Here is a 16728-nt window from a genome sequence, read left to right on the forward strand (position 1 = left end):
CTCTCCTTTACGATGCTGCCTTCCTATCATTAGTCTTTTGTGCTGCCCATAAGCATTTTTCGATATTCCTTTGGAGAAACACTGCATACTTTTTTAAAAACCTTACTGAAATAATTAGGTTCGTGATAACCGACCTCGAATGTGATTTCTTTTAAACTTTTGTCAGGATTGCTCAGCAGTTTTTTTGCTTTTTCAATCCGGCATTCCGTTAAGAAATCAATATAATTGGTTCCAAGCTTTTCTTTGAACATTTTACTGATATAAATCGGACTTAAATCTACCTTTTTCCCTAAAGCATCCAACGAAATATCCTCATGTGAATGCTTAATAATATATTGTTTAATTTGATGGATTTTATCTGCTTCCAAACGACCATAGTGCTCAACATAAGACTGTTTCATTCGCTCAAGTAAATGAACGGTTTCGGCTCGTAGCTGGCGATAATCCTGTGCCTGAAAAGAAAAGAATGGAGCTTCTGTTTCAATTCCCATCTCTCCTAATACTCTTGTTGTGATCCAAAGTAATTCAAGCACGCGCTGCTGTCCTTGCAGTAAATTCGTTCCTTCATTCTCATGCCCTCGAATTACATCCAGCACACTTAAGTGAACTTTTTCCCATTGCCCAAGACGAATTTGATCAAAAAATTGCTTTTCCTGCTGCTTGATTAGCTGGCTATCGCTTCCTGCTCCTAATACAGGTACATCTGAATAAAAGCGATAGTGAATGGCTCGTGATGTATCCATCGTCGCAATCAATGATTCTTGATAGGATTGCCTTATTTCTTCCAGTGAACCGCATACATTACCGATTCCAACAAACCAGCCTTCCTGGTGATTGGATTTGGCTATTGAGAGAATTTGATTTGCTAGATAAATAGCTTGTGAACGAAATGACTTATCCTGTTCACGAAATACAATAATCGGAAGCTGGCGGCCGTATAAGGCCCCTACCCAGCCACTTCCTGTTTGCCTGATTTTCTCTTTAATGGCTGAATAAAAGGCTTCTGATCCTGCTGGCAGCAAGAGAACCATGACAAATTTCTCATTTGTTGAGCGAATGTCCAGCATCTCAACGAGCATATCAATATGTACTTCATGAACATGATCAAATAATAATTGTGTCACAACATCCGTTTCCACTAATGTCAAAGCTTTTTGCATCGCTTCCTGCTGAAGCTTATTGGCTATAACTAAATCTCGCTCCATTTCTGTTTCCTTCAGAACTTTTCCAACGGTTGCCACGATTTCACTCACTTTACTTGGCTTAAGCAAATAATCCTTTACCCCAAGCTTGATCGCTTGACGTGCATAATCAAACATATCGAATGCAGTCACCATCACAAATTTGATGCTTGGATCATTTGCACTTATTTGTTCTACTGCTTCTAGACCGTTCATTCCTGGCATCATAATATCCATCAAGATCAAATCTGGTTTGAACTCACCAGCCATCTCAACTGCTATTTTCCCGTTTTTAGCTTGCTTTATTTCGAGATCTGGATAAGCTTTATGCAAAATTGCTTGCATCCCTTCCCTCTCGATTGGTTCATCATCTACAATTAGGAGTTTCATCATTGTTCTCGATTCTCCTTATTTTCGGTATTTTCAAGCGTACCTTTGTTCCACTTCCTTCCATACTTACAATATCAATGACATCCTCAAAGCCAAAGAATAAACGCAGGCGCTTAACAACATTACTAAATCCAATCCCGGTTGAATGTCCTTCCGATTGCTCAGGCTGCTCGCTTAAAATTTGTTTGATTTTTTCTTCTGCCATTCCTTTTCCATCGTCCTCAATTTCTATTGTCACCCATTCGATTCCATCTTTTATTCGAAACCAAATACTGCCACCGTCTACTTCTGGTTCAATTGCATGAATGACCGCATTTTCTACAATTGGCTGCAAAGTAAGGCCTGGAATCTCAATATGCATACATGACTCATCGATTTCCGAATGAAATTCTAGGCGGTCTGTGAATCTAGCTTTCTGAATCTCCATATATTGCCGTAAAACAATAACCTCCTCATAAAGTGTAACGGATCGATCTAAACGTCTTAAATTGTAACGCAATAATCCCGCAACACTAACAAGCAAATCACTCGTTTCTTCAGCCCCATCCAAATAGGCCTTCTTCGAAAGGGTGTTCAGCGTGTTAAACAAAAAATGCGGATTGATTTGGCTTTGCAAGCTTCGAAGCTGACTTTCTTGCAGCAGCAGCTTATTCTGCTGCAATTCATGCTCAAGCTGTGCCTTATGCTGAATTTCTGATATTAAGTTATTAATATTTATGCGCATATGATCAAATGTTTTCGCAAGAAAGGAGATCTCGTCATTTGATACCACTTTTATTTGCAAATCAAAGCGGCCCTTGGACAGTTCATTGGCTGCCTTCGTCAATTGATGCACAGGTCTTGTAATTGTTAGCGAGATCCAGTATGTAAACATAAGCAGCAACACTGTGATTAATAGCAACAGCCAGATACCCAGTTTTTTTAATTCTGCAGATTGCTTAATAATCCCACGATAAAAGCGGTCATATGTCTTAAGCTCCGTATCGATCAATGTTAGTGTCATTTCAGAAATATATTTGGAAATACGCGTTGCTTCGGTGAATTCCTTTGTTGAAGCCTCCGTTTCTTCTACCGACTGAAACATCAGTGATCGATCTGTCGTTTCAATGAAACTATCAATCAAATTCATATAGTTGGTTAATGCAAACTCATTTTCTGCATTTATTAAATCATGGACTTCCTTTTTTACGTTTCGAATTTTCTTTTGACTCCCATTCACTTGTTCCAAATTCGCTAATGTTGGCTTAAGCAAATAGTTGTTTAAATCTGTTATGACCTGCTGACTTGAACTTGTGACTTCGTTCATACTTAAGTAACGCTGTAAAATATCATTATATTGATTCTGAGTTTTCTGATTATAATAAGTAAGCGCTAGCCATATTACCGCCATGATGAACAGAATGACCATGGCAAGCATCCATATTTTCTTTTGAATGGTGTTCATTTCGCATCTCTTGCCTTTACGACCCGAATACTTGTGAGATAGCCCTCCATATTGAGCGGAACGTTTTCATCTGTTAGCCATTTCATCATCAAATTCACACTACGCTCCCCCATTATCTTTGGAGATTGTTCAATCATTCCGTCAAGCTTTCCTTGCTTTAGTAGTGCTAAAGAGTCCGAACCATCATCAAAGGAATAAATATGAAACAGTGAAACTTGAAAACGCCTGCCAATTTCTTCAATCATGGCACCCGCATTATTCGCATTAATCGCGATAAAAGCATCTACATCAGGCAACTGGTTCAGTAACTCCTGTGTAGTGGCAGTTACCTGCTCCTTTGCTTCACTTGTTTCAGCGTATAGTGTCTTAATGTTTGGATAACCCTTCAAAATATCAAGAACTCCTTGAAGCCGCTGTTCCTGATAATACAACTGATCTCTGTCACCCAAAATAATCACATTTCCTTTATGGCCCATATCAGATAGCAGCTGCTTAGCAAGCAGCTTTCCAGCCAGCTGTTGATCAGAACCAACATACGTTTTTCTGAGGCTTTCATTCATGGGCACATCATTAGCCACGGTAATAATAGGAATCCCATAAAATGCCGCTTTCACCTTTGTTAAATTTTTAAACTCTTCTGTATCCAGTCCCTGAACGATAATACCATCCACTTTCGAATGGAGCGCAATCTCAATCTTCTTCAAAAAATCCTCTTGATTATTGCCATAGCTTCCCCATACTTCAAGGCTTGCACCTTCCCTTTGTGCTTGCTCTTTTGCTCCTTCTCCCACTCGATCCCAAAATGGTGTCTCCAGCTCCTGGGTAATCAGAACAAGCCGATATTTCACTTCATTCGAATCCGTTGCTTGAGGCATCTGGCTATCGGATTGAAATGCTTTTTCAGCAGATACGAACGTAAAATAGCTTAAGAGCAGGCATAGGAAGCAGAGTATGATCATCACTTTTTTGCTCAAAAGAAGGGCCTCCTTTTCCTCCATTAACCTCCTTCTATTCTACCATCTGCCAGAAAACCTTCCATACTTCCGGATGTAACTTGTTTGTTTTTTTTGAATAGTTGATATTTTACGAGCCCATTATTCTATTTATCGCAAATAATCATGTTCTTTAGACTCTTGAAAACGCTAAATCTATCCTCTTTGTTTGCGTGTCATCACATCAAAAATGACTGCTACAGCCAATACGCCGCCACGAATCATATATTGATAGGAAATGCCGACACCCAGCAAGTTCATGCCACTGGAGAGTGAGGCCATTACAATGGCACCAATAATCGCCCCGGTTACTTTCCCTACTCCCCCTGCAGAGGAAACACCCCCAACATAAGCGGCTGCAATAGCATCAAGCTCGAAAAGAGTACCTGCAGTTGTCGTAGCCGATTGCAAACGGGAAGTGAAGAGGATACCTGAAAGCGCCGTAAGCATCCCCATGGAGCCGAACACAATATACGTAACCTTTTTAACATTGATACCACTAAGATGTGCAGCCTCTGGGTTACTGCCTACTGCATAAATATGGCGACCGAGCACGGTCTTGGTCGTCAGGAAATGATAGATAATGACGGTTAGGAGCATGATAACAACTGTCCAGGAAAATCCGTTATAACCTGCAAGAATCCATGTAATATAAGCAATAATGGCCGAAACGAAAACCAATTTAACTGTAAAAATCCCCTTGGAAACTACCTCAAAATTATACTTAAGCTTATTTCTACGTGTAGATATTTCGTTGTATATGTACAATAAAATACCTACCAATCCAACAAGCAATGATAGCAAATGCAAGCCATTCACTTGAATAATAGATGGAATAAAGCCGTTCCCAATTGCATTAAAACTCTCATCCTTGATAATAATCGTACCCGTCTTTTCCGTTACCTGCAGGAGTGCTCCCCGAAAGATCAGCATTCCTGCAAGTGTAGCAACAAAAGAAGGAATCCCGATTTGGGCAACTAACACGCCACTAAAAAGCCCGACAACAATACCAAGCAATAGAATAATAGGAATGGTCAAATATACAGGGACTCCTGCCTGGGTGAGAAGGATCGCAGCAATCGCCCCTAAAAACCCAGCAGCAAATCCGACTGACAAGTCTATATGGCGAATGACAATCACAAGTGTCATCCCAACGGCTAAAACGGCAATATAACCTGCAGAATCTAGTAAATTACTAATATTGCGCGAAGACATAAATAATCCATCCGTCATGATGGAAAACGTAAGCATAATTAGGAATAAAGCAATGTACATACCGTAGTCACGAATATTCACCTTAATTAGTGATTTTGCTTCATTGAAAAAATTCATCGGTTTCCCTCCTATTGCGTTGCTAGCTCCATAATTTTTTCTTGAGTGGCATCTTCCATTGATAACTCACCTTTGATTTCGCTTTCTGCCATGACATACACGCGGTCGCTCATTCCAAGTATTTCACCAAGCTCTGATGAAATCATGATTATGCTCATTCCTTCGCTGATTAGCTGATTCATGATCGTATAAATCTCAAACTTTGCTCCTACATCAATGCCACGTGTCGGTTCATCCAATATTAGAATCTTTGGCTCTGTAAACAACCATTTGCCAAGTGACACCTTTTGTTGATTGCCCCCGCTTAAATTTCCTACCATCTGCTCCAGCGAACTTGCTTTAATATAGAGAGAATCCTTATACTCAGTTGCTGCTTTGACTTCCTCATTTGGATTAATCACACCATTCGTCGAAATGCCCTTCAAATAAGCAATAGACACATTATTTTTAATATCTTGAATCAAAAACAACCCATCACCCTTACGATCTTCCGTTACGTAAGCAATCCCAGCCTTAATCGCATCACTCGGATGCTTAATTTTTTTTACTGCGCCATCCAGCATTAACTCCCCTTGTACTTTATAGGCTTTTGGATTGCCAAAAATACTAAGTGCAAGTTCTGTTCTGCCAGATCCCATTAATCCGGCAATGCCGATGATTTCTCCCTTTTTCAGATGCAGATTGACATCTTTGACAACATGTCGGCCCAACTGGGTATCATATGCAGACCAATTCGATAACTCTAGAACCCTCTCACCTATTGCTTTGTTTATTCTCTTTGGATAAATATCGTTGATTTCACGGCCTACCATATTTTTGATAATGACAGCTTCTGAAATTTCGCCTTTGGATGAATCAAGAGTACAGATCGTCCGACCGTCCCGGATGACTGTTGCTTTGTCTGCAATTGAAATGACTTCCTTCAGCTTATGTGAAATCATGATACAGCTGATGCCCTGGTTTTTCAGTTCAGTCAGCAGCTCGAGCAAGTTCTCACTATCATCTTCATTAAGAGCTGCAGTCGGTTCATCGAGAATAAGGAGCTTCACATCTTTACTTAAAGCTTTGGCAATTTCAACTAACTGCTGCTTCCCCACACCTAAATCTTTAATCAAGGTTTCAGGGGTCACACTCAGCTTTACCTTCTCCAGCATTTTATTAGCCTCTGCAATCGTCTGGTTCCAATCAACGAACAGACCGTTCTTCACTTCATTGCCAACAAAGATATTTTCGTATACAGTCAGATCTGGGAACAATGCCAGCTCCTGATAAATAATGCCAATTCCAGCCTTTACACTATCACTGATCTTATTAAACTGCTGAATCTCACCTTCAAAGACGATGTCTCCTTGATATGTACCGTATGGATAGACACCGCTTAGGACTTTCATTAGCGTAGATTTACCTGCTCCATTCTCTCCAATTAAGCAGTGAATTTCCCCTTTCTCTACTTTAAAGTTCACATTCGAAAGTGCTTTAACCCCTGTAAATTCCTTTGATATATCATTCATTTCCAAAATATATTCACTCATTTAATCGCCTCCTTAACGAAACAATGAGAACAATGGCGAAATAGTGATAGACGAATCTATCACTATCCCCCATTCCCTATACATGCTGCTTGATTAAAGACCTGTAAATTCGCTAGCTTCGTAGTACTTTGAATCAATTAACTCTTTCTTTACATTGTCTTTATTCACCACAATAACGTTTGTTTGTTTCGCTTTGACTTCGATTTTTCCATTATCATAAGAGCCAGTGGTTTCAGGTGTTTTGTCATCCAAAACATCTACAGCCATTCCCATCGCATCTTTCACGAGTGTACGTACATCCTTGAAAACAGTCATTGATTGCTTGCCATCAATAATATATTGGATGGATGCTTTCTCTGCATCTTGACCGGTTACCACATAGCTTGAAATCGCACTATCTGAAGCAAATACGTCCGCAATTGCACGAGCCGTTCCATCATTCGGTGCAAGAACAGAAACATCCCCCTTGCTATCGTCCCCAATAGCCGTTAAATGCGTTTGTGCCTTGTTCTTTGCTTCGTTTGCATCCCAGTTTGTTGTAACTTGACCAATTATTTTACTTAGCTGATCACGAGAAAGCTCAGCTGTATCCTTCAAATTTTCGGCTTCGCTTGAATTAGCAATCTTAAATGTGCCATCAGCAATTTTTGGCTGAAGCACGTTCCAAGCACCTTCAAAGAATAAAAAGGCATTGTTGTCTGAAGCTGCTCCAGCATATAGGTATAACGGAGCTTCTGAACCTTTCGTATGGTCTACTAAGTATTGTGCTTGAGCAGCACCAACAGCCAAGCTATCAAACGTAACATAGTAATCTATCGCATCTGTATTCGTGATAAGGCGATCATAAGCAATGACTGTAATTCCTTCTTTTTTAGCTGCTTCCACTGCAGCTGCAGCAGCATCACCATCTTGAGGACAAATAATAAGTACCTTAATTCCTTTATTAATCAACGTTTCAACATTTTCCTTTTCCTTAGCAGAAGAACCTTGACTAAACAAAATTTCAGTTGTGTAATCCGTATCCGAAATGGCATCTTTGAATCTTTGTTCATCTTGTACCCATCGAGGCTCATCTTTCGTCGGCAGCACAATTCCTACGTCCACTTTGCTGCTTCCTCCGTTATTACACCCTGCAACAACCAATGTGAACATCATAGCAACAACGAAAAAAATCATTTTCCATCTTTTACTCATTCTTTTGCCCCTCTCCCTTTGCTTTCATTTCATTACAGCTCAATTATAACTGCCATAATTACAGATGAAAGCGTTATCAATAGCACTCTTTTAGCATCTTCTGTACTTTTTTAACTTTTTAAAATAATCAGTTATTTAAATAGAAAACAAGAGCGCTAGCGGGACAGGGGGACAGGAACCTTGTCCCCTTTCTTACATCTCTTTAATCATATACACTTGACTAGTAATGGCTTCAAAGCCCATTTCCTTTAAGATAGAGTAGGTTATTTTGCTTTTTCCAATCGGCAAATTAGGAATCACTCGATTAATATCGTCTGTGAATGTGCCGAATACCTCATTTAGTAAACATTTTATTATTCCTTCTGCATCCTCACGCCCTGGCTCTGCCTCACACTGGTATAGAACAGTATTTATATGCTTACCTTCTGAGTCAAATACTCTGCGATAATAAGCATAACCAATCGGGCTTCCACTTGTAGCTTTAACAATGAATGCTTCTCCTTCTTTCGCACTTTGCCACTGTGTCTGCCACGGATTCATTCCTTTATAGAATGAAAGATTCCCAATTTGTTGCGGGACCGCTCTCTCCACTTTATAATTCTTCGCATAGTCAGATAGATAATTATTTACTTTAGCACCTTTTAAACTTAAGTATTCCAAGGAATCCACGACTTCATAGCCCATCTTTTCATATAATTTAATTGCTTTTTGATTATCACTTATCGCCTCTAACGTAGCATAATCCACCTTTTCTTCTTTAAGGATAGCTAATGTTGCTTCCATTAAGATTTTCCCAATTCCTTTATTTCTAAATTCTAATGCAACACCTGTCCCGCCATTCCAGGCTAATTTCTTTCCATTACATTCACGAATGCCATTCTTAACGATGCCAATTGGCTTTTTATCCTTAAAAGCCACGATGGATAAATTGGGAGACAAGCCCTCCTGAACCAACCGGTTAATAAATTTATCCGCTGTTGTCGTAGCATCAAAGTAATATCCTTCAAAGCCTGTATTCCAAGCTTCTACTCCTTCTTCAATCGTGCATTCTACTAATCTCTTTATCTCAATCATTTATTCTTCCCCACTCTCTTAAGCAATATTTTGGTGTAACTATTTTTAAGATTCTACAAAGGCCATGATCATCCTTTGATATTTACGATTACTTTTCAATATTTTTTATTAAGTCAATTTTGGGAAGGTTTATTCCATAATAAAAACCTGAATCCATTTGAATGTGAAATCTTCAAATGAATTCAGGTTGGCTTTACATTCCTATTTTAATTTGGCTATTTTCGTAAACATTGTTGCTTTCAACACGAATTCGTAGAGGTTGATTTCCACTCCAGCTCGCTCGCTTTCCGCGGGGTGGGCGCTGAGCCTCCTCGGCGCCATGCGCCTGTGGGGTCTCAGCTGTCCCACTGCTCCCGCAGGAGTCTCGCAACCTTCCGCTCCAATCAACAATCAATTTGGTGAACATTATTTATTTACAAAATTGATCCAATAACAACAATCTTTTAGTAAAGAGCCTTTAATTTTCATTCATAAAACATTTAACAACCTCATTGAACTTCTCACTATGCTCCCAGAACATCATATGTCCACCTAGTACTTCTACTTTTGCTTCTGGTGTTAATTGGTTTATATATTTGATTGCTGTTTCGGCCCAGTGTTCAGCCACAACATTTAATGTAGGGACTGTTTGACTTGCCTTTTTTGCTTCTTCCCGATAATCAGAGAACATGCCTGAAGCGAACAGATTGCCTGCGATGTATGATGGTGTTTTTAAAGATTGCTCAACAAGCCAGGTTAATTCTTCTTCCTCAAGGTCTCTTTGCACCATTACTTGAGTAATATAATTCGTAATGAATTCCCTTTGCCCACTAGAGTTTCGTAAATACACATTGTAGATTGCTGCAATATCATCAAGTGGACCTTCCACCCAATCCTCTTTACTTACTGATAAAGACTTAGGCGGCATATCAACGAATATTAAGGATTTGACCTGATCAAAACCATTCTGTTTCAAGTACTCCCAAACGGTGAGGCAACCAAAGGACCAGCCTACTAATGTTGCATTTTTTACATCTAGCACATCAAGTACTGATTTTAAATCGGTTCCATGGGTGACATAATCATTTCCATGAATGGACATTGTCGAGCGGCCATGACTCCTTGGATCTACGACAATCACACGATTTGTTTTCGAGAAAAATTCTACTTGTTTCTCAAAAACCTCTGTTGTAAATGTAAATCCAGGAATAAAAACAATGGGTTCTCCACTTCCTGCTTCCTGTACAAACAATTCGACACCTGAATCAACCTCAATATAACTTCCATTAACTAAAGGCATAGTCCTTACACCCCACAGTCCTTTTTAACTACTATATTCGTAGGCAAGACTATTAATTCCATTAATGTGGGACAAGGTTCCTGTCCCCATGTCCCTTTGTTATAGATTTTATAGAACAGTTTTGTTATAATAAATATAGAACAGAAGGGTGGGTGAAACGTGATTATTCGAGTTGAAGCCGAATCTGATATTCCTATTTATACACAATTGATCAATCAAATTATTGAAGGCATTGCTAGAGGAGATATGCATCCGGGGGATTCCCTGCCTTCCGTTAGGGCACTTGCAGCAGATCTAAGCGTAAATATGCATACCGTAAATAAAAGTTATCACGAGCTAGAAAAAAAAGGAATTATTCGAATAGCTCCAAAATCCGGAGCGGTTATTTCTTCGCCTAAAGACTTTCATGCCTCTAGCCTTCAAAGACTTAGCACTGAATTTAGACCCCTAGTTGCAGAAGCGATTGTATTAGGAATGGAGAAAGAAGAAATTCACGAGTTAATTGAATTAATTATTTTCAATTTTAAAGAAAAGAATTAGTACAGGAATTTTATTATATAAAGGAGGTACATTTTATGTCTTTAGCTATTTTTTTCGTCATTATTGTCTTTCTCGCAGCTATACAGACGGCCATTCCATTTTTAACGAAACGAACCATTGTTTTTGGCGTTACGGTCCCAGAGAAATATATTGAAGACGAGCAAATTATATCTTATAAGAAGAGATACGCCATTCTCGTTTTTCTCATTTCAGCCATCGCTTTAGGAGCTTATGCAATCTGGGCAATAACAAGCAAACCTACGGAGGAACTCATTGTTCTAGCAGGTACTGTTATCCAATTCGGCATTATTTTTATCAGTATGTCCTTGTACTTCTATTTCCATGGGAAGATCAGTCAATTGAAGAGATCTCCAAGGTTTGCAAAGAATTTAAAGCAAGTACAGATAACAGATTTAACCATGCGTTCTCAGGATACCATGCTTCCTTCTTATGTCTATTTCTTGCCGATCATTATCACCATTGGCATGATTGGTTATACGATCAGCCAATATTCAATTCTGCCAGAACAAATTCCTACACATTGGGGGCCAAATGGGCAAGCAGATGCGTTTACTGCTAAAACGCCATTCTCTGTCATCACCCTTCCACTGATCCTTTTAATTATGCAGGTCATGTTCCTAGGCATGCATATCGGGACAAAAAAGTCAGGGATCAAATTAAGTGCGACACATACAAATGCCTCCCGCAACCGACAGCTTACTTTGAGGAAGAATACGAGCTGGCTCATGTTTTTAATTAGTTTATTGCTAACCATGCTATTTAGCTTTTTACAATTTTCAACGATCCATCCGAATTTAATCTCAGATTTTGTTATGTTCCTCGTTCCAATTGTCTTTCTAATTGTGGTTTTAGTTGGCACCATTCTTTTTGCCTTGAAAGTAGGGCGGGCTGATAAACAGCTACCTGCAGATATCGAGGGGGACATTACTGATTTTGATGAAGATTCCTATTGGAAGGGTGGACTGTTCTATTTTAATAAAAACGATCCCTCCATCTTTGTAGAAAAACGTTTTGGTGTAGGCTGGACACTTAATCTTGCAAATCCATTAGGATATGTCATTTTGATTATGCCAATTATTATTATTTTGCTTATTTCATTTTTATAGTGGAATAGGAATAAAGGCCAATTATGTGCATCACATAATTGGCCTCTGTATCTTATATCAGCTTTTGTCCACAGTTAGAACAGAAATTCCCTTCACCTGTTTTTGTCCCACAGTTCGGACAAAAGTTTGGTCTTTTTTGATCGGCTGGCCTCATTTGTGAAGATGGTGCATCGTTTTGAGATGGTGCAGCTGGATTTTGCGGCTGCTGATTCATTTGATTCAGCATTTTATTAGCGATATTCATCCCCATCATCATCCCAGCCATATCTGATGCAGTCCCTCCTCCGCTCATTTTTCCAGAAGCAAGACCATCTGTTATCGAAATTTGCTGGTATCTATCGACATTGCCAACCATTCCATGTGAAGCATTTTTCGTAATCATGTCTTGAACTTCTTTTGGATAGCTGAAGCTCATGACATTGAAGCCCGTAATCGTCATTCCGCTCTTGATCATCTGCATATCCAAATCCTCTTGGATGCCTTTGGAAATTTCGAATGAATTGGACTGTAGATTGAACATGTCCTTTCCTTCTCTTGAAATCCATTTCATCAAAAGTTGATCAAGTACGGAAGTGATGCGTATTCTGACATCTTCAACAACATACTGATCCTTTACACCGGCAATTTGATCAATTAAAGCAATGTAATCATCTACTTTGAAATTTACTGTTCCATTCGCTCGAATCGGCATGCCGCCTGGGAGCCCAGGTGCTGGGATATTAATCGCATTTTTCGTTCCCCATTTCACGATGAACTCTTTTGTGTTCACAAACAGTACTTCTACCCGCATTCCACTATTGAATCCAAACTTAAAGCCTTTTAAAGTCGATAAAAAAGGAATAATTTGCGATTCAATATCATACTCGCCTTCATCGCGAAAGACTCCTTCGATTTTTCCATTGTTTAAGAATATGGCATCCTGACCAGGGCGAATGATCAATCTGCTCCCCTTTTTAATTTCGCGATTACTCCATTTATAGAAAATCATATCATCTCTAAATTCTTGCCATTCAACTACATTTGCAAATTGATTTCTAAAAAAAGACATCGATCACCTGCTCCTTCCTACCTTTATTAAAATTTCCCTCTGCTCCCGCTATGCGAGTGACCACCTCGGGAGATTCCACCGCCACCTCCGCCACCACTATTCGTGTTGCTAGATGGTTTTTTCTGTTTCGTTACGGTTTGTCTTACATAGTTATCATACTTGCTAATTACACCCGATTGCTTGCTATTCATATAGTCTTGCGCACCTACTGTGACTCTGCCGCCAGAGCGATAGGCCATGAGTGCTACAACTATCCCAGCTATAGTTACTGATGCAGCCAGTTGGAACCACCATTTAAATAAGATATTTTCTGGATTGACACCTGGTTCATAGCCCATATAATCGTGAGCTGTATTGATAAACCCAGAAAACGCTTGAAAATATTTCCCTTCTGACAAATCAGGCGTTATTTTATTACGGATCATATCTAAGCGCGCACTATCCAAATATTGTTCCGCTTTTTTAAATCCCGCTAGATATACATCTCTTTCTTCTAAGTCAATAGTTAGTATGGCGGTATTCCCATGCGGTTGATCATAGCCAGGAGCATACTCATCATAGAAATCCTCTACATATGGAACAATGTCCTTTCCTTCTGTTCCATTTACAGTGATTATCATAAAAGCCGTATTCATTTGTTCACTTAACTCGCTGGATAATGATTCTAAATCTTCTACTTCTGCTTCCGTTAGCAACTCGGCATAATCATAAATAAACTGCTTTTGATTAATAGATTCTGCCTGAATGGATAGCCCCCAAGGAAAGAGTAGCATGAAAGTAGTCAAAATGAAAAAAAGACTCCATTTTATCCTATTCTCTTTTCTCACCAAAAGCCACCTCCCAGCATATAGGACGCACATTTTAATGCGAAGAAGGTTCCAGCTGCAATGCCTCCAAACCACATAGTCACCTTACCCGTGCTGATTGGCGGTTTGCCAACAACTTTTCCTGTCTGTCCATTCATTGCAAAGGTATGCTCAGAATGATTGTAATCATAGCTGACCATCCATACAGGCAACAAAACATAGTAGCTATTCACGTTTTTTGTATCAATTCTCTTATCCTTATAATTAACGGAATGATAGCCTGATAATGTTGAACGAATATAGGAATCAATATAGCCGCTGATTTTTTCCTTTGCCCGTGGAAGGAGTTCTTCATCTGTATAATTATATTTCTCCGCAATATAACCTGCCAAATACGGCGTTTTAAAATTTTTCAATTGATCATATGGGTAAGGCTCTAGTTTATCCATTAATCCATCATTCATTTTTTCTGATGCATCAACAGGGATTTTCACATAATCAAGATTTATATCACGGAAAGCATCATAATACTTTGTTTCTGTATAAATATACTCCCCACTTGTGTAGGTTCTAACCTTTGTACAAACAGCATTCACTTGCACCTTACTATTTAAATCAAATAACCAAAACGGAACATACATCCCTGTAATGCTTTTAATTCGGTCCGCATTCATAAAGCCTTTTGGGGTAAGTAGCCCTTTTCTGCACCATTTCTGAAATGCCTTTGTTGCCTCTTCTTTACTGATTGTAAATGGGATGACCTTTGCTGGTGCAAGATGCCCTGATAATCGATCTGCAATCACTACACCCGCTCCACAAAAACTGCATTTCGTTGCGGTTGTTTCAGCTGCTGTAACTAAGACAGCACCACAATTCTCACAATGATACTCCTTTGCCTCATCCTCAGAAAATGTAGTTATTATTAAATCTTCAGGATAACTTTCGATTTTATCCTGTCTCCCACAGCTTTCACATGCCAGTTCCCCTGATTCAGAATCAAAACTCATATCACTCCCACAACTCGGGCATTTATAATGAAGAATCATATTCTATCTCCTCTTTTTTTGGGACAGGGGGACAGGAACCCTGTCCCCTTGTCCCTCTCTCATTTCTTCATTCTTTCTTTCAGTGCTGCAAGTTCACGGTCTACATCATTTCCGCTTGGCTCATCATATTTAGTTGTTAGCTCAGCAATTTCATCTTTCGGCCCTGCATTTAGTTCTGCCATTGCATTTGCTTCATCAAGTGCACGATTCACTTTATCTTCCATTCTTTCAAATGCAGAAATGGATTGTCCGGAATTGGCCCCAGATGCCCCAAGCTTATTCATTCGTTCCTGTGTCTTAGCTACTGACCATTTTGCCTTCAGTGTATTTCTCCTTGAATCCAATTCACCGATATCCGCAACAAGTTTGTCATGCATTTGTTTCATTTGAAGGGAGTTGGTTGAAGCCAACTGATAGGATGCTTCTAATTCTGTAAGGTTTATTGCCAAGGCAGCTTTCTTCTCCAAAAATTTCCTCGCATCTCCTTCATTTCCTGCTTCCAATGCCTTAATAGCATAGCGCTCCATTTTCTCTATATTATCTTGGCATTCGTTCAATCCTCTTTTTGCCCGCTGCTCTTCAGCCATGACAGACGCCGTTTCTGATTTAACCTTGCCTAAATCTCGATTTAAATTTCTTAAGTATTGATCGATCATTTTCTCCGGATTCTCTGCTTTATCTAATAACGCATGAATGTTACTTGACATAATATCTTTAAATCTTGTGATAATACTCATCCTTTGCTATTCCCCCTTTGAATGTTTCACCCATTTTACAATTGGAATCTCTGCATTGATCTTCATTCCAATTAAGTTAAAAGTCATTTTTAGAGTTAGTGCCGTTAAACCTCGCTGACATCCTTCTATAATGATCAATTCTATCTGTCAATTAAAAGCGATATAGAAAAGACCAATACTACACTATACTGCTTTATGGAAAAAAAGTTTCATGTTTTAGGAAAATCACGATCAGCTCGATGACCAAATACTTTAGGTTTTTTTTATGTATCTTCATTTTTCACATGAGTCCAGAAGACTTGTCCCTTCTTTCGCTAAAATAGGGACAAGGTTCCTGTCCCCTTGTCCCTAGGCTTTTGATTTTTGAATAGTACCAAATGGATGCTCTGGCGGCGCGTATATTGTGTAAAGTTTTAGTGGTTTGTTTCCGGTGTTGATAATATTATGCCATTTCCCAGCAGGTACCATAATGGCATAATCATCAGAAACTCTTTGATTAAAGTCTAGATGATTCCTTGAGTTCCCCATCTGAACAATGCCTTTCCCCTCTTCAATACGCAAGAATTGATCTGTTCGAGGATGAACTTCTAAACCAATATCCCCTCCAACAGGAATACTCATCACAGTAACCTGCAAATGATTCCCTGTCCATAAAGCTGTGCGAAAAGTTTTATTACTCTTTGTAGCCTCCTCAATATTCACCACAAAAGGTTCATTCCCATGGTCTCTTAACACAAGGCGACCTTCAGTAGATGGCTGCGGAAAACCAAATTGATTTCTTTGCATAAACTCATTCGGTAACGTCCAATAAGCCGGCTGTCTATAATAATGCTCCATCTGTCCGTTAGCATAATAAGAATATGGATGTTGATACGTATAAGGAATATAATACATTTTTCTCAATCCCTCCACAAATAAACTAAATTATCCTATGCGCTATCTTAAGGGAATGGTACTGAGATTCTAGGATTAGATATATCGGGTTTGAATACGAAGAAAGAATGAG

General features: G+C 39.2%; 15 protein-coding genes. 2 read left to right on the plus strand and 13 right to left on the minus strand.

Annotated features, from left to right (window positions below):
- Positions 1-29: 29 nt before the first annotated feature.
- From ACFYKT_RS20410 to ACFYKT_RS20445, 8 genes are all read right to left on the minus strand, one after another.
- Positions 30-1574, minus strand: coding sequence for a response regulator (locus ACFYKT_RS20410; protein WP_389223403.1), 1545 nt, complete (start codon positions 1572-1574; stop codon positions 30-32).
- Positions 1549-3015, minus strand: coding sequence for a sensor histidine kinase (locus tag ACFYKT_RS20415; protein ID WP_389223406.1), 1467 nt, complete (start codon positions 3013-3015; stop codon positions 1549-1551). The genes ACFYKT_RS20410 and ACFYKT_RS20415 overlap by 26 nt, the downstream gene beginning before the upstream one ends.
- On the minus strand, positions 3012-3989 hold the full coding sequence (locus ACFYKT_RS20420; protein WP_389223409.1) for a sugar ABC transporter substrate-binding protein: 978 nt from the start codon (positions 3987-3989) through the stop codon (positions 3012-3014). The genes ACFYKT_RS20415 and ACFYKT_RS20420 overlap by 4 nt, the downstream gene beginning before the upstream one ends.
- A gap of 174 nt (positions 3990-4163) precedes the next feature.
- On the minus strand, positions 4164-5339 hold the full coding sequence (locus tag ACFYKT_RS20425) for a sugar ABC transporter permease (protein WP_389223412.1): 1176 nt from the start codon (positions 5337-5339) through the stop codon (positions 4164-4166).
- An 11-nt stretch (positions 5340-5350) separates the two neighbouring features.
- Positions 5351-6871 carry an ATP-binding cassette domain-containing protein gene (locus tag ACFYKT_RS20430; RefSeq protein ID WP_389223415.1) on the minus strand — a complete coding sequence of 507 codons (1521 nt, stop codon included), beginning with the start codon at positions 6869-6871 and terminating at the stop codon, positions 5351-5353.
- A 93-nt stretch (positions 6872-6964) separates the two neighbouring features.
- Positions 6965-8065, minus strand: coding sequence for a sugar ABC transporter substrate-binding protein (locus tag ACFYKT_RS20435; protein ID WP_389223418.1), 1101 nt, complete (start codon positions 8063-8065; stop codon positions 6965-6967).
- Positions 8066-8257: 192 nt separating this feature from the next.
- Positions 8258-9139 carry a GNAT family N-acetyltransferase gene (locus tag ACFYKT_RS20440; RefSeq protein WP_389223421.1) on the minus strand — a complete coding sequence of 294 codons (882 nt, stop codon included), beginning with the start codon at positions 9137-9139 and terminating at the stop codon, positions 8258-8260.
- Between the two features lie 457 nt (positions 9140-9596).
- A complete protein-coding gene (locus ACFYKT_RS20445; RefSeq protein ID WP_389223424.1) occupies positions 9597-10418 on the minus strand; it encodes an alpha/beta fold hydrolase in 822 nt (273 codons plus the stop codon).
- Between the two features lie 159 nt (positions 10419-10577).
- Between ACFYKT_RS20445 and ACFYKT_RS20450 the strand changes: the two genes are divergently transcribed.
- Together ACFYKT_RS20450 and ACFYKT_RS20455 are read left to right on the plus strand one after the other, a co-directional pair.
- A complete protein-coding gene (locus ACFYKT_RS20450) occupies positions 10578-10958 on the plus strand; it encodes a GntR family transcriptional regulator (protein ID WP_389223427.1) in 381 nt (126 codons plus the stop codon).
- Between the two features lie 35 nt (positions 10959-10993).
- Positions 10994-12085, plus strand: coding sequence for a DUF1648 domain-containing protein (locus ACFYKT_RS20455; protein ID WP_389223429.1), 1092 nt, complete (start codon positions 10994-10996; stop codon positions 12083-12085).
- A 52-nt stretch (positions 12086-12137) separates the two neighbouring features.
- On the opposite strand, the gene ACFYKT_RS20460 is transcribed toward ACFYKT_RS20455, so the two are convergent.
- The 5 genes from ACFYKT_RS20460 to ACFYKT_RS20480 form a co-directional block, all read right to left on the minus strand.
- Positions 12138-13133, minus strand: coding sequence for an SPFH domain-containing protein (locus ACFYKT_RS20460; RefSeq protein ID WP_389223431.1), 996 nt, complete (start codon positions 13131-13133; stop codon positions 12138-12140).
- 26 nt (positions 13134-13159) lie between these two features.
- Positions 13160-13906, minus strand: coding sequence for a TPM domain-containing protein (locus ACFYKT_RS20465; protein WP_389223504.1), 747 nt, complete (start codon positions 13904-13906; stop codon positions 13160-13162).
- A gap of 50 nt (positions 13907-13956) precedes the next feature.
- On the minus strand, positions 13957-14985 hold the full coding sequence (locus tag ACFYKT_RS20470) for a TFIIB-type zinc ribbon-containing protein (RefSeq protein WP_389223434.1): 1029 nt from the start codon (positions 14983-14985) through the stop codon (positions 13957-13959).
- 59 nt (positions 14986-15044) lie between these two features.
- A complete protein-coding gene (locus ACFYKT_RS20475) occupies positions 15045-15722 on the minus strand; it encodes a PspA/IM30 family protein (protein WP_389223437.1) in 678 nt (225 codons plus the stop codon).
- A gap of 348 nt (positions 15723-16070) precedes the next feature.
- Positions 16071-16616, minus strand: coding sequence for a cupin domain-containing protein (locus ACFYKT_RS20480; protein ID WP_389223440.1), 546 nt, complete (start codon positions 16614-16616; stop codon positions 16071-16073).
- Positions 16617-16728 lie beyond the last annotated feature (112 nt).

Source organism: Cytobacillus mangrovibacter (assembly GCF_042865275.1).
GTDB lineage: Bacteria > Bacillota > Bacilli > Bacillales > Cytobacillaceae > Cytobacillus > Cytobacillus mangrovibacter.